Consider the following 26628-nt stretch of genomic DNA (forward strand, 5'->3'; position numbering starts at 1 on the left):
GCTGGTTTTATCAAACGCATTAGTTTAAATTATTTCGCCATTAAAACACATCTAAAATCACGACAAAACTAGGTAATTTTAAAAAATGCATTCAAACTCCTTTAGTGGTGCTCAATTTTTAAGCAAAGGGTTTTCACTCATCTGGCAACCAGGTATTCGCCTGTATGTATTAATCCCACTTTTCATCAATATTGTGTTGCTTAGTTTTGCAACGATTTACGCTTTCAACCATTTAAATGAGTGGTACGACAGCCTTCAGTATAGCGATTCAAGTATTGTTCAATGGATAGTAGAGTTCTTAGGTTGGCTTTTGTGGCCTCTCATTGTTATTAGCGTAATTATTGTGGTGTTTTTTAGCTTTGCTTTTATTGCTAATTGGGTAGCCGCGCCATTTAATGGCTTGTTAGCCGAAGCGGTTGAGAATCATTTGAGTAAAAATAACCATCAATCAGTCTTTAAACTCAGCGACTTTATCGCTGATATTCCCCGGTTATTAGGCAGAGAATGGCGGAAACTAGCCTATTATGTGCCTAGAGCCATTGGCTGCTTATTGTTATTTATTACCCCTCTTGCGCCGATTGCGCCGTTTATTTGGTTTGGATTTAATGCTTGGATGGCCGCAGTTCAGTACATTGACTACCCGCAAGATAATCATAAAATTGGCTTTAATCGGACCCTGACGTTACTTAGAAACAATAAAAGCGGGCCTTTTGGTTTTGGCTCTATGGTTATGCTGTTGACAATGATCCCAGTAGTTAACCTATTAGTCATGCCAGCTGCAGTCGCAGGTGCTACAGCACTTTGGGTAAAACATTATAGACAAACCGAGCTAAGCGCCCACTACAATTAAGGGCAATTGAGAACAATTAAGAACAATTAATGACAACTAAGGCGCTTATTTGGGATCTTCTAAACTAAGATGATCTAACGAAGGTTGGGGAACGTCCTCTTGCTGAGACGGGGGTAATATTCTCTCACCAACTCCAGCCAAGGATAAACTGCTAGTATCAACTTCACGCTTTTCTGGCTCTTTCGGCGGTAAAATTCTTTCACCAGCCTTAGCCATAGACAAAGCGCCTTCTTCCTGCTCAGTTGCTGGCGTTGGCTGCGGCGCGCTTTCAGTTGGCGAGGTAACATTTGTTGGCTCTGCAGGTTGCGGCGAACTTGGCGCAGCAACGCTTTGCTCACTGGCTGCCTCTACTTCTTTTATTAGTGCCAGAGCGCCCGAGCTTTTAAGCGCAGACTGGTACTTCATGGCCGCGGTATAATCAAGATCTTTACGAATCACAACTTCCGAGCCAGAAAATAATCGCTCAATTGCTTCTGGAGAAGATTTAAATAGCTTGGCTAAATTGGCTTTTACTTGGTCAACAGCAAAGTTTTTTACTGTTTGGCCTCTAAAAACAACATCAAATTTACCATCTATCATATTGATTATCCGGTAGTTTATGGAATGGTATCTTGAGTATAGTTAATTTCAGTATCAATTGCATCTACACTTCAAAGCGCATTTTGCTTAAAATAGCTGAAATTAAATTGTGACTCTGCAATCACGGCTCTTTAACGAGAATAAAATGCCCGACTCAAGCAACGACAATAGCGACTTTTTTGCTGAAATGAGCGATGTTAAACCGCTCAAACAAGACAAAATAGTAGCCCATGATAATAAAGGTGAACAACTTAATGTTGCCTATCGCCAAAAAGTTGCCCAGTCCTTTGGTCAAAAAGATCGAAACTTTTTAACTGATGGCGAGGTGCCTTCAGTAGAGCCCTTAGAAATTCTCAGTTTTAAGCTAGACGGTGTTCAGCCTGGTGTGTTTAAAAAGCTGCGCCAAGGAAAGTATCAATCAGACTGCCATTTAGACTTGCATAGAAAAACCGTTGCCGAAGCCAGGAATGAGGTATTTCAATTATTAAAATTAAGTAACCAAAAAGCCTTTCGATGCATTACCATCACCCATGGAAAAGGCATGCTCAGTAATCCACCTGCGCGTTTAAAAAGTTATGTTTATCACTGGCTTAAACAAGTAGATACGGTTATTGCCTTTCACTCAAGTCCGCCTCAGCATGGCGGTACGGGTAGTGTTAATGTCTTACTAAAAAAGTCACCCACTAAGCGCATTAATGAAGCCAAATATAATTAACTAATAGCCTCAGAAAACCTAAATCAATTTAATCGTCTTTTTTGTTTTGTTTGCTTTCTTCAACTTGTATATCTAATTCACCCAGTTCAATTACCTCAAAATTGGCGACATTAGGCTTTCTTTCTGACACATGGACAGTTCCGTGTTCATCGGTCCAGCGATACATTACATGCTTGGCATAACGCGAGTGAGGAAAAACGCCTTCTTTTATTTTTCCACCACCAAAAATAATTCCCACGTCATCTAAAAAGCTACTTAAAGTGCCATTATAGGAGTATTTGTCCCAAGCTAATTCCACTTGCGTAAAATCTCTGCCGCCAAAAACTTGCAAACCCGCAAGAATGACAATAAAAACGACTATTACGATAATAAACTTTTTAAACATCCTTAAACCTTTTCATTGTTAATCTTTATTTAATAACCAACTAAGTAAGTCCTTAACTTGCTATATAAAACGACGGAACCTACTGATAAACCGAAAATAGACAGGCCAGAACAATCTGACTCAACAAGCCAACTACAATAGCTTAATAGATAAACAGAGAATACACTAAAAAGTGAAAAGCAAGAAAGTAAAAAAACTGACAGTGAAAAACTGAACTAGGCTATTTAGTATCAATTAACCGATAAAAAAAGGTGCTATCATCGCGCTAAACGGTGCTGGGATCTAACTCAAACATTTTAACCCACTCAGCATAATCAGAGTGTTCAGAGTCCATAAGTTGAAATCCAGCGGAATATTTTTTATCTGCTAAGCTTTCGAGCCACATGACTTCTCCGGTGAGTAAAAACTTAAATCCCCCACTCTCAAAGCTAATCAACAACTCTAAAATTGAGCCTACTAAAAACGGGTATTCTGCAATAATTTTTAAACCGGACTGAGAAATATCTTGGCTAGTGCACTCTAACATAATGCTATCGGATTTATCATCACCAGAAGCAGATAACACTTCAATGTAGATGATTTCCACGCGCTCCATACGTTCATGTTGACGGTTATCATTGCTCATGATCGCGTTCCTAATTCAGCTTGTGCTTTGCCTCCGGTGACTTGCTCAACAAACTCAAACCAATTCTCTATCGAGTTTTCCAGTAGCTCATGCAGCTTAATGCCAATGTTAAAGGTAGGCTGTTCATCGGTTTGTAAACACCACTTCACCTCGCCGCTAAAACAAAACTCAACACCTTCTCTTAACCACTTGATTTCTATAGGAAATATATACTCTAGCGGAATTGGTTGATGGCTGATTACTTTTAACCCGCTAACCGAAATGTCTTCGGTTTTGCAGTCGATTGCATCCATCACATTTTCGTCAAACTGATTGGGAAAACTGATAATAATGGACAACTCACTTTTAAATCGCGTCTGAGCGCGCAAGTCATCTATATCTATCATTTGGAACCTACTTCAACTATTCAACCCTGTATTTGCAAAGTATAGTTGAGAGATTTGAATTTTGCAGAAATCTCGCCTCTAGCGCACTCAGTCGGCCGGAGACTCTACAAGCTCTGGTTGCGAAGCTTTTGATTAATATAATCAGTAACTAACATCTCTAATATATCTAACGGAACCGCTCCATTATTTAAAATAACATCATGGAATTCAGCTAAATCAAACTTATTGCCAAGTGATTCCTGGGCTCGACTTCTTAGTTCTAAGATTTTCATCATGCCCACTTTGTAAGCGCAAGCCTGCCCCGGAAGCACAAAATAACGGTCAACTTCTATTTCAATTTCTGCGGGCATTAAGTTGGTATTTTCAAGCATATAGTTTACGGCTTGTTGCCTCGACCACTGTTTTGCGTGAATTCCTGTGTCTACCACCAAGCGCACTGCCCTAAACAGCTCTGCTTGAAGTCGACCCACGTTATCTAAAGGGTCATCGATTAAACCTTGCTCAAAGGCAAGGTTCTCGGCATAAAGCGCCCACCCTTCTATGTAGGCAGGGAACGGCGCAAAGCGTCTGAATAAAGGCAAGTCAGTTAACTGTTGCGCCACAGAAATTTGTAAATGGTGGCCGGGTATTGCTTCATGATAAGCCAAAGTTTTCATTGTATATTTAGGGGTTGCTTGAATATTTGCTAAGTTAACGTAAAACACGGCCGCTCGCGAGCCATCGACTGCCGAGGGAATATAATAGGCCATAGGGCTCGTTAATTGTTTAAACAAAGGCACCCGCTGTACTTTTATATTGGTATTAATTGGAAAATTAAAGACCGAGTCAATCTGCTGTTGCGCCTGGCTAATAATTTCACCGTAGCGACTAATTATTTGCTCCCGTCCTGCTTCATTGTCTGGATAGAACTGGGACTCTTGTTGAGCAAGCTGGTGCATCATTTGCTTATAGTTAGGGTATGTAGTTTGGTGCGCTTTAGTTAAAATGGTAATGATTGCTTGCTGCAACCTTGCAACCTCACTTAAACCAACATTATGAATGTAGTCAGGTGTATAGCTGGTGCTAGTAAACAGTTTAAGCGCCACTTGATAGGCTTTATCGCCGTCTGGTAAGCGCCACATTCCGCCTTGGTTAGGCGACTCTTTTACTAAACGCACTAAGTAGTCTCGTAGCTGTTTATAAGCAGGTAGCACTTGTTCTGCTAATGCTATTTCTGCGGCCTTCAAAAGCTCTGTTTTTTGCTGTGCGCTAACCCCGCTTAAGCGCTCTAACTTGTGTTGTAGGTTTAAATAAAGCAGATTATTTTTTGGCTCTAGCATTAGAAACGAGTTTATTTCTTGGATGACTTTTTGCAGAATAAAGCGAGGTGCGACTATGTTTTTTCTAGCTCGAAACTCTAACCCTTCAATTAATTGAGAGAACTTAATGGGTAGTCTTTGTAGCCTAGCAATATAGTCTTTTCCATCTTGTCGACTATTAATTTGATGCTGGGTTTGCATAAAGCTAATAAAGTTACTTTGCACCCCAAACACTTGGTTTACAGGGTAATTATGATACACGTAGGGCGTGGCTTGATTTAGCAGTTCTGCAAAGTATTGGACGATTTGTTTTGAAATTTTTTGATTAGCCGTTAGCTCACTGTCTTGAAACTCTTTGAAGTAACTGACTTCATTTTTAATCATGTTCAACTGCTGTAAAAGCATGGCAGGACTAGCATCATCTAGGCGCTGGTTATGCCCAGAAATACCATAATTTTCTAGCCAATGAATAGAAGTTAGTGCTTCCGGGCTGGTGAGTGCCAGTTTAACGACCATTCGGTTAAATAAATTATTAATAAACAAAGGCTTGCCATACCACTCATTGATAAGTAATCCTGAGCTCACTAGCAACAAAAAGGTAATAACTAATAATTTTTTTCTTATTCGGCTAAGCTTCATTTCATTCCTTGAATAGCGGATTATTTAATGCTTTCGCTTATAAATTTTGGGTAGTATCTTGATAAACGTATTTGGCATTAACCGTCTGAAAATGCTGGCTAAGCGGGGTAATCCAGTAGCAATTATAATTTCATCATTACCACCATTCAGTCGCTTCATTAGCAGTTTAGCAAAGGCATCAGCCGCCATACCGTGATTAATTTCATCGTCTAATTTGGCATAAGGTGAGGCATCACCAGTTAAAGCATTTCGGCTAATGTTAGTATGTACAAAGCCTGGACATACATTAACAATTCTTACATTGTGGCTTGCTAGTTCAGCCCGTAAGCAATCCATAAAGCCAATCAAGGCATGTTTTGCACCAGAATAGGCGCTGCGCAATGGCGAGCCGACTTTACCCGCTACACTAGATATATTGATAATTAGCCCTGCTTGACGAGCCACCATTTGTGCTGCAACTTGCTTGGTTAAAGCCACTGCCGCAAAGTAATCAATTTCCATTACACGGTGATCAACTTCTAACTGTGTTTCCAAAGCCAAGGAGCGCTGGCTTATGCCACCATTATTGACCAAAACATCTATTTGAAGCTCACTACAAACCTGCTCTGCGGCCTGCAAAACAGCTTTTGCGTCACTCAAATCGAAGCAAACGACTTGATGCTTATTTGGCTCGTGACAATGCGCCTTTATTTTTTCTAAAACCGCTTTATTTCGCCCAGACAGAATTAAGCTAGCCCCTTGTTCATCAAATGACTTAACCAACGCCTGCCCTATGCCGCCGCTTGCACCGGTTATCCAAATAGTTTTATTTGCGTAATTCAATTGCTTTGGCCGTATTAGGAGTTAGAAATGAGCCCGAGTATAAATCGAAATTAGGACTTTCTCTAACTTAAATTAATAAAACTGACAATCTAGCAGAGTAGAATCGCGTTCACCCTACAAACATCTAAAAAAGAGATATTTAATGTCGCTAAGTTATTAATTTATAATGCATTTTTCAACTTGGCATTTACGTGAAGCCTGTCACAGCAATTTAATGTTAGTTTGATACTATGTCGTCTTGCAATGTCAGTAGTAGATTAACAGATAAAAGAAGCGCTTATTATGAAATGGTATACATTAGAAAACGGTCAGCTTTGTTTAGGCACTAGCCAAGCAACTACTAAAACAAACTTTCACGTCGCAACCAACGTTAAATTATCAAGTCCGCTTTCTGTCCCTTTACTAAAAGAACATGTTGATCTTATCGGCTCTTACCCAGAAGACTGGTACTCTGACCAAAATATTGAACTTAACATTAATAAAACCGCGCAGCACTTTTTTGGAATGACCCCAAATAGTCAGTTCGCCTAAATCCTTTTTGAGGCTAGTATGTTACCAATAACAGAACAACAGCAAGGAAAGCTAGCTAATAGAAATACAACCACAATTAATGCCGCGGCCCAGAATGAAAATGACTTTCACGCAGGTAGCAGTATTAACACTAATCCCCAGCGTCATATCAATCCAAAAGAAACACCAGATATTGAGATAGACACCCTTTTATTAGAGGTAGTCGCTCAATCTGACAAATACAAACAAATAGGTATGACTCAAGTTTCTAGCTGGCTTGAATAAAAGCTAGCCGACTTATTCAACAAATTAACAATATTTAAAACTAAAAAAGGCCTTTAACAGGCCTTTTTTATTAAGCTTAATGATTGCTTGCAAAACTTACGCTGATTGAATAACTTCTGCTAGTTCGCCGCTTTGGCTCATTTCAAGAATGATATCGCAACCGCCTATTAACTCACCGTTTACCCATAGCTGTGGGAAAGTTGGCCAATTCGCATATTTAGGAAGTTCCGCTCGAATATCAGGGTTTTGCAAAATATCAACGTAAGCAAATTCTTTGCCGCAAGCCATAATAGCTTGAGTAGCATTCGCCGAAAAGCCGCACATTGGCGCTTCTGGTGAGCCTTTCATATATAAAATGATCTTGTTTTCTTCAATTTGCTGCTTAATTTTTTCAATTGTGTCCATTTATCCACACCTTAAGTAATGAGACCGGAATATTGGCGCAAATTGTAACTCTTTAAGCGCCTGATTCCAACACATAGCTTTTATATCCACCTGCAATTATAGGTTAATGCTATCACACTGAGTATTTGTGTAAGAAACCCTGTAACATCTTGTCGATTCGATCTAAAATAGCTCGCGTCGACATACACAAATATTCTAGGAGAAAAATATGTCTTTTGAACTACCAGCACTACCTTATGCTAAGGATGCATTAGCGCCGACTATTTCTGAAGAAACCATCGAGTTTCACTACGGTAAGCATCATAACACTTACGTAGTTAATCTTAACAAAATGGTCGCAGGTACAGAATTTGAGTCTAAAAGCTTGGAAGAAGTTATTAAGACTTCAGAAGGCGGAATGTTTAATAACGCAGCACAAATTTGGAACCATACTTTCTACTGGAACTGCTTATCGCCAAACCAAACTAAGCCATCAGACGCACTTTTAGCGGCAATTAATAGCAAGTTTGGCTCTATGGAAGAATTAAAAGCGCAATTCAACAACTCAGCGGCAACTAACTTTGGTTCAGGTTGGACTTGGTTAGTTAAAAACTCAAAAGGCGAGTTAGAAATTGTTAATACTAGCAATGCCGGCTGCCCACTGACAGAAGATTACACCGCATTATTGACTATTGATGTTTGGGAGCACGCTTATTACATTGACTATCGTAATGCGAGACCTCAATACCTAGACTCAATATGGAACATTATTAACTGGGATTTCGTTTCAGCTAACTTTGCATAATCTAAAGTAAAGTTTCTTAAGGGCGCTACATGCGCCCTTTTTATTGCCCGCATAGATAAATCGATCATCCTTTTAAAGACATTCATCAAAGTTTTTCACTTGAAAGCTCGCTACTGGCTTAACCAGGATTACTCTCTTCTTTATCTAGTCTGATATTTAACTAGCCACAGACTTAACTGGCCAGATATTTAAGCGCTTGCTCGTCATCAACCGGCAACTAAACATATTGATATTAAGACACATTGATATTAAGACACATTAATTTTAAGACACAACGATATTAAGACACATAGATATTAAGGAGATATTACGCATGGATGCTAACAACTTATTAAACCGCGTATTTTCAAAAATGCTGGCTCGAGCGAGTCTTTGCTTTAGTCTAGGCTTATTGGGCATTGCTAACGCCTACTCACAAACAACCACCAGCTATTTTTATTTAGATCAATACGGTAATCCCGTGTATAGCGATAAACCTCCCCCCAAAAAGAAAAACTTTACCTCAAAATCAATTCAACCGGTAAACACCACTAACTGGGAAAACACAACTAAGGCACCAACTAATACGCCTATTAAACCAAAACAAAGCAATAAAAAGCAAGAGAGCCCAAAGTTAGTCCAATGCCAACAGATTGATAATTCAATTAAAAAGACCGAAGCGAGACTAAGGTTAAAACTAGCGGTTTCAGAGTTCGATCAGCTTAAATTAAAGCTAACCAAACTACGGTGGCAAAAACAAACTAAGTGCTGATTTTAGGTGTTATCGCTAAACCAGTTTATAATCACTAAAAATTAAGCATAAACTTTAGTTTAGAATGAGCCGCTCAATAGAAAACATCAATATTTGGAAGCAACAATTAGAAAGCAGTGGTCAACGTGGCGTAGCGTTTATCAGCGCAGACATTCCTCAGCTAAAGCCAGCTTTTGCTGCAAACTGCTATAACATTTTAAAAGTCGATCTTGAGTCAGGGCTTGCGACAGAAAGCCAAAAAAATAGCCAACTACTGGGCCAAGAGTTTGATATTATTGAGCTTGATTTACGCCATCACTTTGATCCTAATCAATTTTGCGCACTAGTTGGTACTTTAAAAGCCGGTGGCGCAATGCTCATAAAACTGCCTCGGAGCTATTCTTCACTGTTGGCTCAAGCTGCCAACGAGCAAGCAGTTTCATTTAATTACGCACAAAGTTTAGCTTTTGATTCAAAGCACAAAAAGCCAAGCAGCCAGCCGGTAAAGTTTTCACATTTACTTTCCAAACTTTTTGAAAATTATACCCAAGCCCAAATTGTCGCTTTCATCCACCCGGCTAAGTCATTATTTAAATTTCCTCAACCAGGGAAAGTTGAAGGATTTAAAGCAAATTATCGTGAGCAAGCGTTAGTTGTAGAAAAAATAATCAAGGTCGCCACAGGCAGAAATAAGCGCCCTTTAGTGATTACTGCCGATAGAGGCCGAGGCAAAACCGCTGCGCTAGCGCTAGCCTGTAAATCGCTTGTACAGTCGAGCGAAAAGAATATTATTATCACCGCACCTAGCAAAACAAATTTGATTAGTTTTGATAAACATTTTCAACTTGAAAAGTCACCATCGCAGCTAAACTCTAGCGTGCAGTTTATGGCGATAGATCAAATTATTGAAACCTGGCCAAAGGCCGATTTAGTCATAATTGATGAAGCAGCAGCAATTCCTACTCAGCAATTACTGCTTATATCTAAACATTACCAGCGCTTAGTCTTTGCAACCACTGAGCACGGCTACGAAGGCAATGGTAAAGGATTCCAAATTCGCTTTAAACAGCAGTTGCTTTCAATTTATCCACAAACCAATTTTAGCCACTTAAACGCTCCGCTAAGGTGGCGCGATGATGATGTGTTGGAATCACTAGTATTTAAAACAATGCTGTTTGCCACACCACTAGCTAAACTCAGTGACACTCGCATTCAAGTTGAAGATGAAATTAAATACCGTTCAATCACTTCTGCCATGCTTTTAAATGACGAGCACTTATTAAGTCAATGTTTTGTGTTGCTGCTTAATGCGCATTATCAAACAAAGCCGTCAGATTTAGAGCAGTTGTTATCTTCTAGTCACTTACAAATACATTTACTCGAGAATAAAAATCAGCAAGTAATTGCGGTTGCGCTGTGCGTGTTAGAAGGAGCCCTTTCCCCTCATCATACGACACTATGTTTACAAGGAAGAAAGCCTATCGCTGGAGAATTATTACCTCAATCGATTATAGCGCATCAAGGTTTTGGTCAAGCAGGAAACTTCCGCTATCTTCGCGTCATGCGCATTGCAACTCACCCGAGCGTCCAAAATAGAGGCTTTGGCAAAAAGCTGCTAAATGCGTTAGAACAAAACGTTCATGCTACGCCGCTAAATTTCGTTGGCGCCAGTTTTGCTTGCGACGCTAAGACCCTCAACTTTTGGCAATCGAGCGGCTATCAAGTGATCCGGTTAACTAGCACTAAAGATGCCGCTAGCGGCCAACAAAGCGTCGAAGTATTAAAGCTAAATAACAATCGCTCTAGCGAGACGCTAACACTATTTAATCAGCTAACCAGCCGCTGCTTAGAAAGTTTTGAACACAAGCTCACAAGTGAGTTTAAATCGATATGCCCTTCAATTATTGCAACTTTATTCGCCAACGCTCAAAAAGTGCAAACGATAGACCAGCACGAGCTGCTTGAAGCGCAAGCTTTTTGTCAAGGCTATAGAGGTTTTACTATGGTTGATTGGATTTTAAAAAAGCTATTAATTAAAACGCTGACTGACTTAACTGACTTAACCGATTTAGATAACAATTTAAAAATTAAAATCCGCCTGCTACTAAATGGTTGGAGTGCAAAACAAGTGATACAAGAGTTTTCTTTGTTAGGTAAAAAGCAGTTAATAACACAATTGCGACAGAGCTACCTGCCCATCATAACCAAGCTGCTCTAGGCGAGCTCTGTATCAATAAAAAAGGCTTAAGAAGCATAGCTCTTAAGCCTTAATAGAAAGTTTAAGTTGCCGCAAACTCTTGCGGCCAATCACAATCGTTTAAAATGAATAAACAACTGTAAATGAAGTGATAGTTTCTGTTTTTTCACTATTTAACGGAACATCACTTTGATGCTTAACGGTATAAGAAAGCTTCATCGCTAAGTTTTCAATTAAATTAGCAGACAAACCCGTTAATGATTTAGTGATAGTATTAGTATCACCAATTTCTGACGACACCTTCTGTTCAAATATAGAACTTTTACTAATTTTCCAAGCAAATTTACCAGCTAATCGTGTAATAGACTCACTATTGGTGGTTGAAGGTAGCAAATCAGTTGCTTCAGTTTCACTTTTACGACGACCAAAACCCAGCTCGCCGTCAAGTTTATAAACTTTAGAATTAATAAACTTATAACCCGCACCAAACGCTAAAGACGATTGGTATTCAAAGCCAGAATTTCTCGTATTATCATACTCGAAGATACCAAATGCATAAGCTTTAGGGCTATACTTAAATAACGACTTGGCTTGTGCATTATATTTTTCTGACGTAGTTTCGGTCACATTGCCTAACGAATCGCTACTTTCAGATGAGCTAGTAATGGTTGACATAAATCCTTCGTGACGCCACTTTTCTAATTCGTAAGCAAGTGAAAAGCGCCCGTTAAGTGATGTCGTATCTTGGTTTCCTGAAACCGCCACATAGCCAAACTCAACACTGCCTTCCCACTCTGCCACACAGCCTTCTGGTAAGTCATTGCAATCTTGTGATGCAGCAGCAGATTCATCTGGCGCACCTAAGAAAAAATCATCTGCATAAACGGCATTCGCAGAAGCACTTAAAAACAATGCGACAATCGACTGCTTAATTCTTGTTCTCATTCATTAAACCCTTTAACTATTCGTTTTAGTAACTTGCTAACATTTCTAGATCATAGCAATAATTATTTGAATTCTAAAGTAAAGTTAGCAAATATTGTGATAATAAATGGTACTTAGTAAGCCGGTTTTGGCACTGGCATTGAATTAACCTTATGCTAAAACTCAAAATTAAGAACACCTGTATCTATTCACTAACTTACGCGATGCGACCTGTATATCGGAACATAGCCCAAATACTTTAATTTAGCTGTTGATTAACGTGAGTCAGTGCGCTCTTTTTTATTCGCTATTATCTATAGTCTTGGTGGTTACGGTTAAATAACGCCCCCCAACTTATCCGCCGTAAAAGACAATAATCTCTGTTAGATTAGCGGTTAGCGAGACTGGCGTGAGCGAGAAATCCTTACTTTTCAACCACGACCGCTAATTTTTGAGTTTTCGCAGAATACGCGATCCGCGATACACCTTTGAGCGAGACTTTAGAGGCATTAATAACTTGTTGCCATTTAAGCGGCTTTGTTAAATCGGCAATAACAAGCTCGTCATTGAGCGAAGAAACAATGCTGTGATCATTTATCCAAGCATAGTCTTGAGTCTCTTGAGGCATGCTGATGAGTTGTTTACTTTGACCACTAGTAAAGTCATAAGCTAATAGGTAGGCACCTTGATCAGTGTGTTTCGTGTAGCTAACCGCGTGTTTACCGGGAATGCGCGCAATACAACGACCAATATTGTCATCGACAATTGTAGCGACTTTGCTACCATAACGGGTTACCTGCAAAGAATTGGGCTCGCCTAATATAAACATAGCGACATCTTTACCACTCCAAGCATGGTAGCCTACAGGCTGTATTTGATTAAAAATAAGCGCGAACTGACCTTTTTCATCCACTTCCCAAAGCCGTTGGCTTCCATCTTTTTCAACTCTTACGCTAGATAAGCTAGTTGGTTTAAATGGCATCATTGTAGGCGAAAATTCACTTAAAGGCGTTGGGTGAAGCGGGCTACTCCCCTTTTCATTCCAAATCCAAATATCAGTCAAACCGTTTTGCATTTTAGTAAACCAAATAGCGGTGCCGTCTGGGCTAAAATGTGGCTGGTTTTCGTACTCTGCAGAATTAGCGACAATAACCGGATTAGACACGCTATAGCCGCTATCAGTGAGGTTAAAATCGAACATAATAATATCGTGATCAGGCTGTGATTGAGCGCTGGCGACTGCACTAAATAAAATACTACAAATAGTTAAAATGGCTAAATTTCTCATTGTTTAATTAAACGTCCGCTTTTCTTACTAAATGATAAATATTAATCCAGTCTCCCGCTTTGCGGTTTCCGATAGCTTTAGTCAGTTGGCTTTTACGCGGATTAAACTGAAAGTTAGATGTTTCTTGCTCTGCGTAATGCTTGACCTTTTCAGAGACTATAATTTCACCGGCTTGGGCCATAGATTCTAATCTAGCGGCCATGCTAACCGCATTTCCTTCTAGATCAGACTGCTCCGTGACTTCGTTATGCACGATTGAAACTTGCCCCATATCAATCCCAATGCGAAGCTCAAAGTCGGCTGCCATTAATACGTCTTTTATCATGCAGGCACAAGCTGCTGCGGCATTTGCGCTCCGAAAAGTTGCTCTAAGAGAGTCACCTTCCATATTAGGATAACTCGCCTGCCATTTTTCTAAAATGGGTTTAAGCAAACCTCTAAATAAAGACAGCTTTTCTGACACGACTCCTTCATTCCACTGGGTAAAGTCTTTTAAATCGATAAACAACACGCAGAAATTTCTTACCTGATCAATTTCATGTTCAGCTGCTAGCTCTAATAAGCGAGGCCAAAACTGATCTTTAATCCCGGCAATCGCTTCTTTAAAACGTTTTTGCATTTTCTTATCGGCACGCAATGCCAATTGTGCCTTTTGGATTCTACTGGCTTCTTCTTTGAGTGAGTTTTCAAGGTCATTAAGCGCATAATTGCCAGCTTCATCTACTACAAGCTGAACCAGCGCTCCACCCGCGATATCTCTTACCGATTTTAAGCGTAATGCGACTCCCCAATGACAAGCTTGTAGGTGGTCAATTAAAATGGGTAAAGTAGCAATTTCATTGGCGGTTAGCCTAAAGTCGTACTTTAACTCTATAATTAATGATTCTGCATAAATTCGTTCAAACTCGTTTTTGCCATATTCAGTTTTAACCGTGCTGTCTCGGTCCCAATAGGCAAATTCACATTTAATATCTCTAATGTCCCAGCCAATCGTTTCTGCGTTAAACAAACTTGAGTTGGTAATATCAGCATTAGCTAAGCATGCGCCACTTAAATCGGCCTCTCTAAAATCACAGCCTTTTAGTATGGCTCCTTCAAAATTAACCCGAGATAAATCTTTGTTGCTAAAATCCACACTGGTTAAGTTGCAGCGCTTAAATTGGGTAGAGCGAATTTGTGCATCTTCTAATAAACAGTTAGATAAGTTAGCCCCACATAAATTGGTTTTATCTAAGTTTGCTCCCCGCAAATCAACTCTCACAAGGCTAGAATTAGTTAAATTTTTGCCTGCTAAGTTTTGTTTTCTTAGGTCACATAAATCAAGCGTAATACCAATTAAATTAAAGCTCTGAAGGTCTATTTGGGTTAAATCTGAATTGATAATAGCGGTATCGTTTAAAATCGCGGTGAGTAAGTTAACTTGGTTAAAGTTACACTTTTTAAACTCTGCATGAGACAAGTTACTCGCGATTAACTTAGCCCCTTCAAAGTCACAAGAAATAAAACTGGAATGACTTAAGTTAGTAGAAATTAAATTGGTTTTTACAAACTGGCAAGAATCAAAATAACAACCAATAAATCGAACATTAGAAAAGTCTAAGTTAGAAAAGTTTAAATCTTTAAACTCTCCGTTCTCAATAATAATATCAGTATGACCAAAGTTACGTTTGTAGCGTTCCCAATTACTTGGCTGTTTAAAAAAATCGGGTTCTAAAAGGGTTTGATTAAGATGTGCTTCCATGTTTTTCTCTTTAAAACTGACGTTAAATACGCTGATATTTAATCGTTTACAATAATCAATTGTGCCTATAGTAACTGCTAAAATTCAATTTGTAAGCTATTTGCTAATAATACACAAAAATTTACACAGTTATATTACCGTTATTTTACTTAGTGAAGCGAAACCAAATGTTCTAAAGCACAAAAGCTGCAATTAAAAGCGATATTTTTCAATAAGTTACATTCGCTAACAAGACTCGTTAAGTATATAAAGGGAAAAATAAGCATTCTCTATAATAATATACTGAGAATTTATTTTGAATATTGTCACTTGTTGGTTATTATTCGCAAAATTTAATTAACAGAGTAATAAAATGTCTCACCCATTTGAAGAGTTTAGAGCTAAGCGCAAAGCGGGAAATGAAAAACTTTTAAGTACCGACAATCTGTTAACCAAGCGTTTTGTATCCTTAGACAAACAAGCTTATAAAGACGGCGCTTTGCCAGCAGAAACTAAAGAGTTGCTAGCTCTCACTGCCTCGTTAGTTTTACGTTGTAATGATTGCATTGACTATCATTTAGAGACGGCGGTGAAAATGGGCTTTAATAAAGCACAAATAGACGAAGCGATTGGTATTGCCATGCTCGTTGGCGGCTCAATAGTTATTCCACACGCGCGCCACGCCGCTGAAAGTTTAGAGTTTCTATTTACAGAAGAGTAGCGCGGCCTTTTCTAACTTCCCGCTGACTCTAAATTAAACAAAGACTCTCGTAAGTGCGCAATTTCATCTCGATGTTGCGCCGCTTTTTCAAATTCCAAGTTTTTCGCTGCCGCGTGCATTTCTTTTTCTAACTTGTTGATTTTTATAGCCAGTTCTTTTGGTGATGCTTTATATGCCGCACTCGCCTCTGCGACTTTTTTACGTCTTGAAGCACCTTGCTCTTTATTGGTCGAGCCAGACTGCATAACATCTAAAATGTCCTTAGTAACGCTTTTAGGTTCAATATTGTGCTCTTGGTTATAGGCTTGCTGAATAATACGACGTCTTTCGGTTTCTCCTATTGCGCGCTGCATAGAGCCGGTAATTTTATCACCATAAAGAATCGCTTTGCCGTTTAAGTTTCTAGCCGCACGGCCAATAGTTTGAATTAACGAGCGCTCAGAGCGTAAGAAACCTTCTTTATCAGCATCTAAAATGGCAACTAAGGAAACTTCTGGCATATCCAGCCCTTCCCTTAAAAGGTTAATGCCAACCAGTACATCAAACACACCTTTACGCAAATCTTGAATGATTTCCATTCTTTCAACTGTGTCTATATCCGAATGTAGGTACCTGACTCTTGCACCGTGTTCAGACAAATACTCAGTTAAATCTTCTGCCATTCGCTTGGTTAAAGTGGTCACTAATACGCGTTCATTGACTGCGGTTCGTGCTTTTATTTCTGACAATAAATCATCTACTTGGGTCGCTACAGGGCGTACTTCTACTTCCGGATCTAACAAACCAGTTGGGCGAACGACTTGCTCAACAATCTCGCCAGAATGTTCTTTTTCATAATCGGCTGGCGTAGCCGACACAAATATGGTCTGAGGCGCTAGCTTTTCAAATTCAGCAAATTTTAGAGGCCGGTTGTCGAGTGCCGAAGGTAAGCGAAAGCCGTATTCCACCAGGGTTTCTTTGCGTGAGCGATCACCTTTATACATAGCGCCTATTTGCGAAACCATCACGTGAGACTCGTCCATGATTAACAATGCATTGTCTGGTAAGTAGTCAAACAGTGTCGGAGGATGCTCCCCCGGTGCTCTACCTGACAAATAGCGTGAATAGTTTTCAATTCCCGAGCAGTAACCAAGCTCTTGCATCATTTCTAAATCAAACTTAACTCGCTGCTCTAACCTTTGGAGCTCTACTAGCTTATTATTGTCTTTTAACTGCTTTAAGCGTTCCGCAAACTCAATTTTAATTTGCTCTATGGCATCTAATAAGGTTTGGCGTTTGGTAACATAATGGCTTTTGGGGTAAATCGTCACTCTAGATAGCTTTTGGAGTACCTCACCGGTTAAGGGATCAAAACTGCTTAAAGTATCGACTTCATCATCGAACAACTCAATTCTAATGGCGTAGCGTTCAGATTCAGCGGGAAATATATCGATAACATCGCCTCTTACTCGGTAGTTAGCTCGCTGTAGCTCTGTGTCATTTCTAGTAAATTGAAGTTCAGCGAGCTTTTTAAGAATTTGGCGTTGGTCAATTTCGTCGCCAGGCTTTAAATGCATAACCATGCTATGAAATTGTTTTGGATCGCCCAATCCGTAAATCGCCGACACAGAAGCAACAATAATACAATCTGGCCTTTCTAGAATAGCTCGCGTTGCAGAGAGGCGCATTTGCTCAATATGGTCATTAATCGAAGCATCTTTTTCAATAAATGTATCGCTACTGGGCACATAAGCTTCAGGCTGGTAGTAATCATAATAACTAACAAAATACTCAACTGCGTTATCCGGAAAAAACGCCTTCATTTCGCCATAAAGCTGCGCCGCTAAGGTTTTGTTAGGTGCTAGCACTATTGCTGGTCGCTGGGTTCTTTGAATAACGTTGGCGATCGTAAATGTTTTTCCAGAGCCGGTTACCCCTAACAACGTTTGATGGCTTAACCCATCTTCTAAACCTTCAATTAGCTTGTCGATTGCTGCTGGTTGATGACCTGCTGGCTTGAACTTCGATTTTAGCGCAAATTGTTGTTGTTCACTCATATCAACTCGATTAATACTGTTAACTTTAATTGGGTAACTTTAATTAGCTGTTTAAAAGCAACCACTGAAGGCTAGTATCTTAGGCTAAGCATTAGTCTAACGCTAGTACGAATATGACTAAAGTTGTTGCGGTGTGAAGTGGCACTTAACGCCACTTTCTACGAGTCAGCCCCAAAAACCCATTAACACCTTTAAGCCGGGTAAAACTGTATAATATTCAATCAGAAAGCATACAAAATGATGATTTTTTAAGCGAATTTACCCTAACTCGAAAAAATATCGATTTTTTTTTAATTGTTGGTTGACCGCTAGTAAATTCTTCTTTAATATTGCGCTCGCTCTCAAGGAGAGTAGCTGTTCCCCCTTAGCTCAGTTGGTTAGAGCGACGGACTGTTAATCCGCAGGTCCCCCGTTCGAGTCGGGGAGGGGGAGCCAAATTCGAAAAAGCCGCTTTTAGCGGCTTTTTTTTTACCTCAATTTGCTTAACCCTCATAAGCACCCTCGCCTTCTACCAAGTCTATCAGTTTGGCTGAAACACTCGAATTAAGTAAAATTATAATCACAACATTTAAACCTTTCTCAGATAAGGTTACACTCTCTCTACTGTCAATTTACTGTATTTTTTAATTTGCCAAATATAAGCACTCAATCGCTCTTAAAGCGCCTTTATCCAGAATATATCCCACTATTGGCAATCTGTAGTCTATGCACACTGGTTCAGCTATTTGCCCCCGCATCTATTGAGCTTTTGCGTTATGAAACCAGTTCGGTTAGCCATGGTGAATTATGGCGGATTTTTAGCGCAAACTTTACTCACAGCAACTGGAATCACCTGTTATTAAATTTAACCGGGCTTATTTTAATAGATTATATTTTTAGTCCAACTTTATCTGTTAAATGGCGCATGGGTTTACTGGGCTTCTGTATGCTTATAAATGTGAGTTTACTTCATTGGTTTATGAACTTAACTTGGTATGTTGGTTTGTCGGGAGCGCTTCACGGGTATTTAGTGGGTTGCGCTATTCTTAGCTGGCGCCAATCACCACTTGTTCACGGACTTGTCGTTGTTGTAGTTGCGGCAAAACTCGCTTTTGAACTTATTTGGGAAATTAATCAAAGCACGGCAAGTTTAATTGAAGCGAATGTAGTGGAAGAGTCACATTTATTTGGCGCGATAGCCGGAGTCATTTTTAGTCTTTGCGTGTTAGCTTTAAAACTATTCAATCCTAAGCAGCCTCTACCATCAAAAAAAAATTTTAACGATTAAACCAGAAAAACAATTATGTAATCTAAACAAAAAAACTTTAAGTTATTTTTCGCTGAATTTTACTCGCGATATTTTTCGAAATTAAATTACCTTTAGTACATCCATTATCACCAAGTTGGGGAGCTGAGCTGGGCCAAGATATTTAAAACTTACGCCGCCATCAAATTCTTATTGAGATGTATCTTTAAATAGTTATGCCATATCGTTTCTAAATAAGTAAAATACTCAGCCTAACCGTCAATATATTATATGTTTCTTAAAATACAGTAACAACCACAACAATTTGTTACTTAGACATAGCTGAAATAACTTTCTAATTTTAGATAGTGCTATGGATTTAATTATAACCAAAAAGAAAAGAGGCGTTAAAAGCGCCTCTGTTATATCAGTAAATACAAAGTACTTTTTTAAGGTTCGACACCACCATCCGTCACGGTCCAGCTATACGTACCCGTTAGTGTATCTCGAGCACCTTGTGAAAAAGCTGAATAAGTACTGTTACCGGCATTAAACACAACATTGTTTTGTAAGCTTTGCACACTCCAACTGCTGAGAAGTGCATCGTAGTTGGCTGTTGAGAGAGTGACATTTGCAAACATATTGGTCATATCGTTGACCGCGCTCACATCCCAATTACTGAGGTCTTGGTTAAAGGCGCCGGCATTGTAAAACATAGAGCTCATATCGGTGACCGCACTCACATCCCAATTGCTGAGAGCTTGGTTAAAGGCGTCGGCTTCGTAGAACATAAAGCTCATATCGGTGACCGCACTCACATCCCAACTGCTGAGGTCTTTATTGAAAGCGTCAGCTCTGCCAAACATCCCCCTCATATTAGTTACCGCACTCACATCCCAACTGCTGAGGTCTTGGTTGAAGACGATTGCACCGCTAAACATATTGCTCATATTAGTGACCGCGCTCACATCCCAATTGCCGAGATCTTGATTGAAGGCGCTGGCATTTAAAAACATACCCATCATATTGGTTACCGCACTTACATCCCAATTGCTAAGGTCTTGATTGAAAGCCTTGGCATTGTAAAACATAAAGCTCATATCAGTGGCCGCACTCACATTCCAATTGCTGAGAGCTTGATTGAAAGCCTTGGCATTGTTAAACATACCACTCATATCAGTGACCGCACTCACATTCCAATTGCTGAGAGCTTGGTTGAAGGCGTCGGTTTCGGAGAACATATAGCGCATATTGGTCACAGCACTCACATCCCAATTATTAAGGTATTGGTTGAAGGCTTTTGCACCGCTAAACATGCTCCTCATATTAGTGACCGCACTCACATCCCAATTGCTGAGATCTTGGTTGAAGGCTTCTGCACCGCTAAACATGATCCCCATATTAGTGACCGAACTCACATCCCAATTGCTGAGATCTTGGTTGAAGGCTTCTGCACGTCTAAATATCCCCCCCATATTAGTGACCGCACTCACATCCCAATTATTGAGGTACTGGTTGAAAGCAGCAGCAAAGGCAAACATATAACTCATATCAGTGACCGCACTCACATCCCAATTGCTAAGGTCTTGATTGAAAGCGTTGGCATTGTAAAACATATGGCTCATATTAGTGACCGCACTCACATCCCAATTGCTGAGATCTTGATTAAAGGCTCTGACATAGCGAAACATATAGCTCATGTTAGTGACTGCACTCACATCCCAGCGGCTAATATCCTGATTGAAAGCCTCGACATTGTAAAACATATAGCTCATATCAGTGACTGCTCTCACATCCCAGCGGCTAATATCCTGATTGAAAGCCTCGGCATTGTAAAACATATAGCTCATATCCGTGACTGCACTCACATCCCAATTGCTAATATCCTGATTGAAAGCCTCTGCTTCGTAAAACATATAGCTCATATCCGTGACCGCACTCACATCCCAACTACTAATATCCTGATTGAAAGCGTAGGCTTCGTAAAACATATGGCTCATATCAGTGACCGCACTCACATCCCAATTGCTAATATCCTGATTGAAAGCGTAGGCTTCGTAAAACATATGGTTCATATTAGTAACCGCACTCACATCCCAATTGCTAAGGTCTTGGTTGAAGGCTCGGGCAAAATTAAACATATAGCGCATATCCGTGACTGCACTCACATCCCAATTGCTGAGGCTTTGGTTAAAAGCGAGGGCACCGAAAAACATATAGCTCATATCCGTGACTGCACTCACATCCCAATTGCTAATATCTTGATTGAAAGCCTCGGCTTCGTTAAACATAAAACTCATATCGGTTACTTGCGAAAGGTTCGGTATATCGCTCGCGTTACCCACTAAGTTATAGCATTCAAAAAATGCATTCCCCATAGATTGCCAAGGCTGATTACCCCATTGCTCAATAGATAGTAATTTTTCATTATCATAGCCATTTTTGTCAAAAAATATTCGAGGGAAGTCACCGGTGATTGAAATGATATAAGTCCCTGCGGCTGAGTAAGTATGGGTGATATCGCCAGTTACATTGGTGTCACTCGAACCATCTCCCCAGTCCACTTGATAATCATAGCCAACACCTCGGGTCCCAATTTTGACTTGGTTATAATCACTAAACCCGAAGTTGTCAGTTTTCCAAGTCGTTATGAAGGGAGTGGCCGCTTCTACCGAAACCGTCCGATTGGCACTGCCGATGTTGCCGGCCGCATCGGTCGCAGTGTAAGTAATGGTGTAAATGCCGACAGTACTGGTATCAACCGTGCCACTAATACCTACGGTTAATTCGCCGTCAATATCATCTGAGGCTGTAGCGCCTAGCTCTTGATAGGTTTTGTTCAAAATGACAATTAATGAGGTTGGCCCCGTAATTGTAACCACTGGAGCCGTACCATCAACGACGGAAACAGTACGAATTGTATTACTACTATTGTTAGCTTCGTCAGTAGCAGTATAGGATATCTCATAATCACCAAGAGAACTGGTATCAACGGAGCCAGTAATTACGACATCAACGTCGCCATCGCGATCATCAGTCGCGGTCGCGCCGGGCTCTTCATAAGCCTGGTTTTGGAACAGGGTCAATGGGTTATCGCCAATTAGCGTGATCACTGGTGCAGTCACATCGGGCGGAAGTACCACGATAACCGTTCTTACTAAGCTACTACTATTCCCTGCCGCATCAGTGGCGGTGTATGTAAGCTGATAGTCACCAAGAATGGCAGTATCGACAGAGCCGGTTATGACTAAGCTAACATTACCATCTCGATCATCCGTCGCGGTTGCACCGGGCTCTTGATAGGCCTCGTTTTGAAACAATGTCATTGGGTTATCGCCAATTAGCGTGATCACTGGTGCGGTCACATCGGGCGGAAGTACCACGATAACCGTTCTTACTAAGCTACTACTATTCCCTGCCGCATCGGTGGCGGTGTATGTAAGCTGATAGTCACCAAGAATGGCAGTATCAACGGAACCAGTAATTACGACATCAACATTACCATCTCTATCATCAGTCGCTGTCGCACCGGGCTCTTCATAAGTCTGGTTTTGAAACAGCGTCATTGGGTTATCGCCAATTAGCGAGATCACGGGTGCGGTCACATCAGACGGAAGTACCACGGTGACGGTTCTTACTAAGCTACTACTATTCCCCGCTGCATCGGTGGCGGAATAAGTCACCAAATAATCACCAAGAATTGCGGTATCGACAGAGCCGGTTATCACCACATTAACGTTACCATCCCGGTCATCGCTTGCGCTTGCTCCGAGCTCCTGATAAGTCTCGCCTTGAACGAGTGTCATATTAGCGTCACCATTTAAAGTGATAACAGGTGCCGTGGTATCGAGGATTGGTTGAGGCGGTTCTGTACTACCACCACCTCCGCCGCCACAAGCAGTGATAGCGATTAATAGAAATAATGCGAGCAAAGAAGAAAGGTGTTTATGAATAAACATGTAAAATCCCTTTTATTTTGTTGTCAGCTACAGTTTTTTTACCTAGCAAGGCTTATGTGGTTAGGCCCAATGCAATTTAAGCTGGCAATTATACGGAAATTATAACCGTTGTAACTAAGCTAATATTCAAAATGTGACCAAACTTCAGTTTGTGCGCTTGTGACTTAACATCCCGACTTTTAGAGTAAATTTGAGGAGCCTCAATCATTAGAGCCCCCACCAAAACATTATTGAAATGTTTTTTGGAAAAAGTTGTAGCGACCCTATTATTTTGCCTTTTTTCTTTTTATTCGCTACCTAAAATAAATTGTATTTTGTTTTTCAGATTGTCATCTGAAGTTTTTTCTTTTAAAGCGTTGAGTGACTTTCGCGCTTCTATTGACTGCGTTTTTAATAATTTTAGCTGAGCTAGACGAAATTCTACCCAGTCCTGTGGAATCGTTTTATTTTCTGCAGGCAGCGCATCATATTGAATCATGCTATCTAAACCTTGCTCTAAGTTTGATTTAGATTCAGCTGCTAACTTACCAATTTGATAGAGTCGCATACTAGCGAAATCTTGTCGTTTTTCCGGCGTACTTAAATTAATTGAAAGCAATTCTTTGAGTGCATACTCATAATCGCCCTGCCCAGCTAACAACATTGCAAAATCAAATTTAAACTGGCCTAAATCAGTCTCTGAAGATGAATTTAATGCTTGTAGATAAAGCACCTTGGCCTTTTCAACTTGCTTGTTGTTTAAAAGTTGCGGTGCTTGTATTGTAAATGCTGCTCGTTGATCTACTACCCAAAGCTTTTTAAGTAAACTAGGAATAGCGTCTTTATCACCGCCCGCCATCACCGGTGCTTGTTGATGAAACTTAATCAAGCCAATCAACGAGGGCTTATGTTGACTATCTACTTTAAGCGCTTGAGAAAAATATTGTTTAGCATCGCGCGCATAGCCAAGCTTACTAAACATACTAGCCTGCTGCGCTTGCGCTGCGGCAATACGAGCGGCGATAAACAAATAATCTGGATTATCCGGCACTGCCTGCAACACCGCTTCGATATATTCTTGCGCATCGTCTAGTTGCCGCTGATAAAACGCAACCCGAGCTAAACCAAACAGACCTTGTGTGTTAAATGATTTATCAGTGCTTAACGCTGTAAATAATGGCAAAGCTTGTTGGTACTGCTTGCTTTCTATTAGGCTTTCAGCTCGCTCTAAACGACTTTGTGCCGCCTTTAGCGGTTGGTTGAGGCCAAGAATTAAAGCCAACAATACAGCGCTAAACCCCAACCAACGCTTGGCTAATGGCTTTTTTAAATTCTGAGTCAGATACATAGAGTGAAATAATGTCATAACGTAGTTTCCTTGTTGTTCTTAGTAAAGCCCCGCGAGAATAACGAAAACCGTTTATCTGGCTGAACAAAGTCTATTGCATAGTGATTAAATGTAATTAGTTAAACCAAAGCTTTGCTAACTCATCCGAGCTAGCTTAAATGCTTTTAATTTGAGCAACCAAAACAAGATATAGGAGAGACCAAATACAGATGGCATAAACCAGTCGTAGTATCCAGTTAAAATTTGTTGTGCCACAAAAAAAGCGGTTACTGCTGCGGTATAGCCTCCTAGCATTTTAGACAGGTGCAGGACTAACCATTTTCGTTTTATTGTTTGTGGCTGTTTAAATAAAATCAGGTCGAACACCCCAAAGGCTATTCCGATGCTACCAAAAACTGTTCTTAAGGGATTAAAACTGCCATCTAACACAACTGAATAAGCCATGATAAATAAGCTTACGCATATCACTATGGTGGCGAGCGAACGGTCAATAAATAGCCTAGGGTTAGGCTGTTTTAGCCCAATACTGCGTTTTCCACCAATAAGGAAATAAAGACTTAAAACACCAATCTGAAACAGCGACGGACTAATATGGTTTGGCGAAACAGAGACCAATAATGTTAGCGCGACCGACACAACCATTGAAATGTAAAATATCTTTCCACTTATTTTATGCACACGACCGCCCTTTTTTGAGAAAAGCGTAATACCGCCAACAAGAAATGCAATGCTACCGAGCAACACGTGTACAACTATTATTGAATTAATCAAACTAAAGTCTAAGAATTGATTTAACAGCCAACACGCCATCACGACGAGCAAGCAGGTATAGCCAAATAAATAGGAATCCGATAGGTTTTTCATGGGTAATCTCATGGGTTAGTTGCCTGAAGAAAAAACCCAAGATACCCGTATTGTAAGGGCTACACCTCCCAAAACATGTTTTGAGAGTCATTTTTTATGATAATTTTACTAATTAAGAACTTATTTAGAGAGTTGCGCCAAAAAGGCTTTTGGCGAGAGTCCTTGGTGCTTTTTAAAAGCGCGATAAAAACTTGCCTGTGAGTTAAACCCAGACTCAAGAGCTAAGTCGAGCATCGAAATATTAGCATTAGTATTGTCACTTAGCTGCCGCTTTACTCGATTAACTCGGTAAGTATTAATTAAGTCGCGAAATCCCATAGCAAATTTTTGGTTTACCACGAGAGATAAATTCTCGGATGTCACATTGAGTTCAGCAGCTAGCTGTTTTAATGTTAGCGAACCGTCTAAGTACACAGCTTCTTTATCAAGCTTATGGAGTAACTCTTGTTCAATCGACTGAACTTGGCTTTGACTGAGTTTTTTAGCTAATGAAGTTAAATTAGTTTGCGACAGATGAACTTTTAATCCGTCATTTTTATATCCCATAAAGCCTAAGTAATAAGTCATAAATGCTAAAAACAGGTTGAAAAATCGCCAACGATAACTCGGCTGCTCGACCCACAATGAAAAAGTATCAAGTAATTGATTCGTCATTAAGACCAGCCCCAAGATAGCACTCCAAAAGATAATGCCTCGCAGCCAAGCAAAAATAGGAAAGCTCTTATATTGCTTGAACTGCTTAAGCCAAGTGAGGTAGTTGGCTATTTTTACATAGCCAAAGACCACATAAGTTAAAGTAGAAATAACAATAAGATAATCTTCGAGCCAGTTCGCTTGGTCAAAGTAGAGCTGACGAGACAGTTCATCTTTGGCAGCCATGGTTTCCTGGCCTAGCGCAAGCAAATAAACACTGATGTCAAAAACGGCGTAAAGCCCGCCTGGAATAAAGTGCCATAGATATTGCTTTTTAATTTTAAAGTCACTCTCGGTCAATGACAAAACGTAAAGGTATACTAAAGGCGGTAAAAATAGCTCCATTCCAACAGGAAAAAATCGGAATACCGCAACGTCCCATAACCCAGACGAGTGCAATAACGCGCGACAATTGGCAATACAAAAGACCAGCACAGTGAAACCTAAAATACGTTTACTGTGTTGATTTTCCTTAGAAGTTAATAACAATACGCTGGTAACTAGCCCTTGGCTAATACCAATAATGATTAATATTTCAAAAAATGAGAAAGCAGGAGTCACGATAGCGTTGTCTCTAGGTTATTAAGTCTAAAAGGCAAAATTAGACTCTTCTACTACCCTGTATTATCTTTACACTGGCGCATACAATCAATGGAAGGAA

At 40.1% G+C, this 26628-nt stretch carries 24 protein-coding genes and 1 tRNA gene; 10 read left to right on the forward strand and 15 right to left on the reverse strand.

Annotation, left to right across the window (positions count from 1 at the left end):
- Nucleotides 1-85: 85 nt before the first annotated feature.
- Complete coding sequence (cysZ, locus tag ACUR5C_RS09265; protein ID WP_454464834.1) at nt 86-850, forward strand: sulfate transporter CysZ; 765 nt, start codon at nt 86-88, stop codon at nt 848-850.
- 45 nt (nt 851-895) lie between these two features.
- Here the strand turns inward: cysZ and ACUR5C_RS09270 are convergent, their stop codons facing one another.
- Complete coding sequence (locus tag ACUR5C_RS09270) at nt 896-1429, reverse strand: hypothetical protein (RefSeq protein WP_454464835.1); 534 nt, start codon at nt 1427-1429, stop codon at nt 896-898.
- Between the two features lie 145 nt (nt 1430-1574).
- Here ACUR5C_RS09270 and smrA point away from each other — a divergent pair, with 145 nt between their 5' ends.
- Nucleotides 1575-2144, forward strand: a complete 570-nt coding sequence (gene smrA / locus ACUR5C_RS09275; protein ID WP_454464836.1) for a DNA endonuclease SmrA — start codon at nt 1575-1577, stop codon at nt 2142-2144.
- Between the two features lie 28 nt (nt 2145-2172).
- On the opposite strand, the gene ACUR5C_RS09280 is transcribed toward smrA, so the two are convergent.
- From ACUR5C_RS09280 to ACUR5C_RS09300, 5 genes are all read right to left on the reverse strand, one after another.
- Nucleotides 2173-2529, reverse strand: coding sequence for a DUF4124 domain-containing protein (locus ACUR5C_RS09280; RefSeq protein WP_454464837.1), 357 nt, complete (start codon nt 2527-2529; stop codon nt 2173-2175).
- 265 nt (nt 2530-2794) lie between these two features.
- Entirely contained in the window at nt 2795-3154 is a 360-nt protein-coding gene (locus ACUR5C_RS09285) for a PilZ domain-containing protein (protein ID WP_454464838.1), read from the reverse strand.
- Nucleotides 3151-3540, reverse strand: a complete 390-nt coding sequence (locus tag ACUR5C_RS09290; protein ID WP_454464839.1) for a PilZ domain-containing protein — start codon at nt 3538-3540, stop codon at nt 3151-3153. Before ACUR5C_RS09290 ends, ACUR5C_RS09285 begins: the two co-directional genes overlap by 4 nt.
- Before the next feature lie 104 nt (nt 3541-3644).
- Nucleotides 3645-5477, reverse strand: coding sequence for a DUF885 domain-containing protein (locus tag ACUR5C_RS09295; RefSeq protein WP_454464840.1), 1833 nt, complete (start codon nt 5475-5477; stop codon nt 3645-3647).
- A 24-nt stretch (nt 5478-5501) separates the two neighbouring features.
- The gene (locus tag ACUR5C_RS09300) at nt 5502-6299 is read right to left on the reverse strand and encodes an SDR family NAD(P)-dependent oxidoreductase (RefSeq protein WP_454464841.1); all 798 of its coding nucleotides are present in this window, start codon (nt 6297-6299) and stop codon (nt 5502-5504) included.
- 282 nt (nt 6300-6581) lie between these two features.
- Here ACUR5C_RS09300 and ACUR5C_RS09305 point away from each other — a divergent pair, with 282 nt between their 5' ends.
- Together ACUR5C_RS09305 and ACUR5C_RS09310 are read left to right on the forward strand one after the other, a co-directional pair.
- A complete protein-coding gene (locus ACUR5C_RS09305; RefSeq protein WP_454464842.1) occupies nt 6582-6830 on the forward strand; it encodes a hypothetical protein in 249 nt (82 codons plus the stop codon).
- A gap of 18 nt (nt 6831-6848) precedes the next feature.
- Nucleotides 6849-7094, forward strand: coding sequence for a hypothetical protein (locus tag ACUR5C_RS09310; RefSeq protein ID WP_454464843.1), 246 nt, complete (start codon nt 6849-6851; stop codon nt 7092-7094).
- A 96-nt stretch (nt 7095-7190) separates the two neighbouring features.
- On the opposite strand, the gene grxD is transcribed toward ACUR5C_RS09310, so the two are convergent.
- Complete coding sequence (grxD, locus tag ACUR5C_RS09315) at nt 7191-7499, reverse strand: Grx4 family monothiol glutaredoxin (protein WP_454464844.1); 309 nt, start codon at nt 7497-7499, stop codon at nt 7191-7193.
- Nucleotides 7500-7707: 208 nt separating this feature from the next.
- Here grxD and ACUR5C_RS09320 point away from each other — a divergent pair, with 208 nt between their 5' ends.
- From ACUR5C_RS09320 to ACUR5C_RS09330, 3 genes are all read left to right on the forward strand, one after another.
- Nucleotides 7708-8283, forward strand: coding sequence for a superoxide dismutase (locus ACUR5C_RS09320; protein WP_454464845.1), 576 nt, complete (start codon nt 7708-7710; stop codon nt 8281-8283).
- A gap of 313 nt (nt 8284-8596) precedes the next feature.
- The gene (locus ACUR5C_RS09325) at nt 8597-9034 is read left to right on the forward strand and encodes a hypothetical protein (protein ID WP_454464846.1); all 438 of its coding nucleotides are present in this window, start codon (nt 8597-8599) and stop codon (nt 9032-9034) included.
- A gap of 64 nt (nt 9035-9098) precedes the next feature.
- A complete protein-coding gene (locus ACUR5C_RS09330; RefSeq protein ID WP_454464847.1) occupies nt 9099-11231 on the forward strand; it encodes a tRNA(Met) cytidine acetyltransferase TmcA domain-containing protein in 2133 nt (710 codons plus the stop codon).
- Nucleotides 11232-11330: 99 nt separating this feature from the next.
- Here the strand turns inward: ACUR5C_RS09330 and ACUR5C_RS09335 are convergent, their stop codons facing one another.
- The 3 genes from ACUR5C_RS09335 to ACUR5C_RS09345 all read right to left on the reverse strand — a co-directional run bounded on the left by ACUR5C_RS09335 (nt 11331) and on the right by ACUR5C_RS09345 (nt 15163).
- On the reverse strand, nt 11331-12155 hold the full coding sequence (locus ACUR5C_RS09335) for a DUF481 domain-containing protein (protein WP_454464848.1): 825 nt from the start codon (nt 12153-12155) through the stop codon (nt 11331-11333).
- Nucleotides 12156-12558: 403 nt separating this feature from the next.
- On the reverse strand, nt 12559-13422 hold the full coding sequence (locus ACUR5C_RS09340; RefSeq protein WP_454464849.1) for a TolB family protein: 864 nt from the start codon (nt 13420-13422) through the stop codon (nt 12559-12561).
- 7 nt (nt 13423-13429) lie between these two features.
- Nucleotides 13430-15163, reverse strand: a complete 1734-nt coding sequence (locus ACUR5C_RS09345; RefSeq protein ID WP_454464850.1) for a pentapeptide repeat-containing protein — start codon at nt 15161-15163, stop codon at nt 13430-13432.
- Between the two features lie 352 nt (nt 15164-15515).
- Between ACUR5C_RS09345 and ACUR5C_RS09350 the strand changes: the two genes are divergently transcribed.
- A complete protein-coding gene (locus ACUR5C_RS09350) occupies nt 15516-15863 on the forward strand; it encodes a carboxymuconolactone decarboxylase family protein (protein WP_454464851.1) in 348 nt (115 codons plus the stop codon).
- A gap of 11 nt (nt 15864-15874) precedes the next feature.
- Here ACUR5C_RS09350 and uvrB read toward each other — a convergent pair whose 3' ends face one another.
- Nucleotides 15875-17899, reverse strand: a complete 2025-nt coding sequence (gene uvrB / locus ACUR5C_RS09355) for an excinuclease ABC subunit UvrB (RefSeq protein ID WP_454464852.1) — start codon at nt 17897-17899, stop codon at nt 15875-15877.
- Between the two features lie 358 nt (nt 17900-18257).
- On the opposite strand from uvrB, the gene ACUR5C_RS09360 reads away from it, so the two are divergent.
- Both ACUR5C_RS09360 and rrtA read left to right on the forward strand, forming a co-directional pair.
- Nucleotides 18258-18334, forward strand: a tRNA-Asn gene (locus tag ACUR5C_RS09360).
- 193 nt (nt 18335-18527) lie between these two features.
- Nucleotides 18528-19166, forward strand: coding sequence for a rhombosortase (gene rrtA, locus ACUR5C_RS09365; protein ID WP_454464853.1), 639 nt, complete (start codon nt 18528-18530; stop codon nt 19164-19166).
- A 407-nt stretch (nt 19167-19573) separates the two neighbouring features.
- On the opposite strand, the gene ACUR5C_RS09370 is transcribed toward rrtA, so the two are convergent.
- The 4 genes from ACUR5C_RS09370 to ACUR5C_RS09385 all read right to left on the reverse strand — a co-directional run bounded on the left by ACUR5C_RS09370 (nt 19574) and on the right by ACUR5C_RS09385 (nt 26528).
- Entirely contained in the window at nt 19574-23083 is a 3510-nt protein-coding gene (locus ACUR5C_RS09370) for a BspA family leucine-rich repeat surface protein (RefSeq protein WP_454464854.1), read from the reverse strand.
- Nucleotides 23084-23369: 286 nt separating this feature from the next.
- The gene (locus ACUR5C_RS09375) at nt 23370-24428 is read right to left on the reverse strand and encodes a tetratricopeptide repeat protein (RefSeq protein ID WP_454464855.1); all 1059 of its coding nucleotides are present in this window, start codon (nt 24426-24428) and stop codon (nt 23370-23372) included.
- A gap of 117 nt (nt 24429-24545) precedes the next feature.
- Complete coding sequence (locus tag ACUR5C_RS09380) at nt 24546-25274, reverse strand: DUF2306 domain-containing protein (RefSeq protein WP_454464856.1); 729 nt, start codon at nt 25272-25274, stop codon at nt 24546-24548.
- Between the two features lie 120 nt (nt 25275-25394).
- Entirely contained in the window at nt 25395-26528 is a 1134-nt protein-coding gene (locus ACUR5C_RS09385) for a helix-turn-helix domain-containing protein (protein WP_454464857.1), read from the reverse strand.
- Nucleotides 26529-26628: the final 100 nt, after the last annotated feature.

The organism is Aliikangiella aequoris, from assembly GCF_053709105.1.